The sequence below is a fragment of the Candidatus Halocynthiibacter alkanivorans genome (assembly GCF_003333265.1).
GTDB classification, from domain to species: Bacteria; Pseudomonadota; Alphaproteobacteria; order Rhodobacterales; family Rhodobacteraceae; genus Halocyntiibacter_A; species Halocyntiibacter_A alkanivorans.
The window spans coordinates 1-2,370 of record NZ_QOLB01000008.1 but is presented as its reverse complement, the minus strand read 5'-3'; the positions used below and the strand labels follow the sequence as shown (position 1 = coordinate 2,370).

Genomic DNA, 2,370 nt, shown 5'->3' with positions numbered 1-2,370 from the left:
ATGTTCAGCATGCCCGCCTCGCTCCAGTAGTTACCAATAATTTGCAAGCCCACAGGTAAGTCGTTGACCTTGCCCGCTGGAATCGACATGCCAGGCAAACCTGCCAGGTTAGTGGCAATGGTAAAGGCATCTTCAAGATACATGGCCACCGGGTCATCGGTTTTTTCACCGGCTTTAAAAGCGGGTGTTGGTGAAGTAGGCCCCATGATGAAATCCACTTCTGCAAAGGCGGTCATGAAATCATCTTTAATAAGGCGGCGGATTTTTTGAGCCTTCACATAATAGGCGTCATAAAAACCGGTAGATAAGGCATAGGTACCAATCATGATGCGACGCTTCACTTCTTCGCCAAAACCTTCGCCACGGCTGCGACAGTAAAGGTCAGAAAGGTCTTTAGGGTCTTCACATCTGTGACCAAAACGCACGCCGTCCATACGTGACAAGTTGGCCGAACATTCGGCCGGGGCCACCACGTAATAAGCCGGAATGGAAAGGTGAGTATTAGGCAGGCTCACTTCCTTGATAGTGCAGCCCAGTTTTTCAAATTCGCTAATGGCGGTGCGTACAGTGGCTGCCATTTCAGGGTCGAGGTTTTCAGGGAAGTACTCTTTAGGCAGGCCAATAATCTTGCCTTTGATGTTATCACTCAAGGTAGCTGTGTAGTCGGGTACTGCCTGGTCGATGCTGGTGCTGTCTTTTTCATCGAAGCTGGACATAACATTCAGCATCATGGCGGCATCTTCTGCGGTGCGGGTCATGGGGCCGGCCTGATCTAAAGAAGAAGCAAAGGCGATCATGCCGAAGCGTGAGCAGCGACCATAAGTAGGCTTAAGTCCGGTTAAACCACACAGGGCGGCAGGCTGGCGAATGGAGCCGCCGGTATCGGTAGCGGTGGCGGCAGGTACCAGGCGTGCAGCAACGGCTGCAGCGGAACCACCGGAAGAGCCGCCCGGAATGCGATTTTTATCCCATGGGTTTTTAACGCCACCAAAATAAGAGGTTTCGTTGGAGGAGCCCATGGCGAATTCATCCATGTTGGTTTTACCCAGACAAACGGCGCCTTGTTTCTTAAAGTTATCCACCACAGTAGCATCATATGGTGGGATAAAGTTGCCCAGCATCTTGGAGCCACAGGTGGTTAAAGTGCCATCTGTACAAAAAATGTCCTTGTGGGCAAAGGGTACACCGGTCCACTTAGTGGCGTTGCCATTGGCGCGTCGTTCATCGGCGGCCTTGGCATCGCTCAGGGCAAGTTCCGGGGTGACGGTAATGAAGCTGTTAAAGCCGCCGTCTTTTTTGTCTAAAGCTTCTATACGATCCAAAAAATGCTGGGTAATTTCAACGCTGGTGAAATCACCGGCTTCCAGACCTTGGGATATTTGAGTTAGGGTTAAGTTATGCATGGCTATTAATCAATCACCTTAGGGACAAGGAACAGGCCGTTTTCTTGAGCTGGGGCGTTGCTCATGTATTTTTCACGTTGGTTGGTTTCGGTCACCACATCGCTTCGCAGGCGCTGAACAGCGTCTGTGGGGTGCGCCATGGGCTGAACATCGTCGGTATTTACCGCATTCATTTGCTCTACTAATTCCAGGATATTACTGAGGTCGGTTTGGTATTGGCCAATGTCCTCATCGCTTAGCTCCAAACGAGCCAATTGAGCGATATTTTTAACGTCTTCGCGGTCGAGCGCCATGGTATTTTCTCTGCCTTTGAGTGCGTGCAAGTATAAGTGTTTGAAAGGCCTATAAGTTAACACATTTGTGCCTTGCTCAAAAAGCCCGCCGTTGATAGTCTAGGCCACAAAATAAAAGCTTTTGCTTATTCGGAACCCCACCAATGTTTAAAAAATTACGAGGCATGTTCTCAAGCGATCTTTCCATTGATCTAGGAACAGCCAATACCCTGATTTATGAGCGTGAAAAAGGCATTACTTTAAACGAGCCTTCTGTAGTGGCGGTACGTATTCAGGGCAACCAAAAAACGGTTGCTGCGGTAGGTGTGGATGCCAAGCGTATGCTGGGTCGTACTCCGGGTAATATCCAGGCTATTCGTCCGTTAAAAGACGGCGTGATCGCGGATTTCCAGGTGACCGAAAAAATGTTGCAGCATTTTATTCGCAAAGTGCATGAAGGTCGCTTTTTAAAACCAAGTCCGCGCGTTTTGGTCTGCGTACCCTGCGGCTCAACACAAGTTGAACGTCGGGCAATTCGTGAATCTGCTGCCGGCGCCGGTGCGCGTGATGTATTTTTGATTGAAGAACCGATGGCAGCGGCCATTGGTGCCGGTATGCCGGTGGAAGAAGCCAGTGGCTCGATGGTGCTGGACATCGGTGGTGGCACCACTGAAGTCGCGATTATTTCACTGAAC

General features: G+C 50.1%; 3 protein-coding genes. 1 reads left to right on the top strand and 2 read right to left on the bottom strand.

The window, feature by feature from the left end; all coding sequences use genetic code 11:
* Both gatA and gatC read right to left on the bottom strand, forming a co-directional pair.
* Positions 1–1,403 (bottom strand): Asp-tRNA(Asn)/Glu-tRNA(Gln) amidotransferase subunit GatA (gene gatA / locus DWA01_RS00100; protein ID WP_114283612.1); only part of this gene is annotated, 1,403 nt, incomplete at its 3' end.
* Between the two features lie 5 nt (positions 1,404–1,408).
* Positions 1,409–1,696 carry an Asp-tRNA(Asn)/Glu-tRNA(Gln) amidotransferase subunit GatC gene (gene gatC, locus DWA01_RS00095; protein ID WP_114283611.1) on the bottom strand — a complete coding sequence of 96 codons (288 nt, stop codon included), beginning with the start codon at positions 1,694–1,696 and terminating at the stop codon, positions 1,409–1,411.
* Between the two features lie 143 nt (positions 1,697–1,839).
* Between gatC and DWA01_RS00090 the strand changes: the two genes are divergently transcribed.
* Positions 1,840–2,370: rod shape-determining protein (locus DWA01_RS00090; protein WP_160115930.1), on the top strand; the 531-nt coding region annotated here is incomplete at its 3' end.

Bases quoted from the DNA above. Each gene is read 5' to 3' on its own strand.
- gatC (WP_114283611.1), bottom strand. From the start codon at position 1,696: ATGGCGCTCGACCGCGAAGACGTTAAAAATATCGCTCAATTGGCTCGT.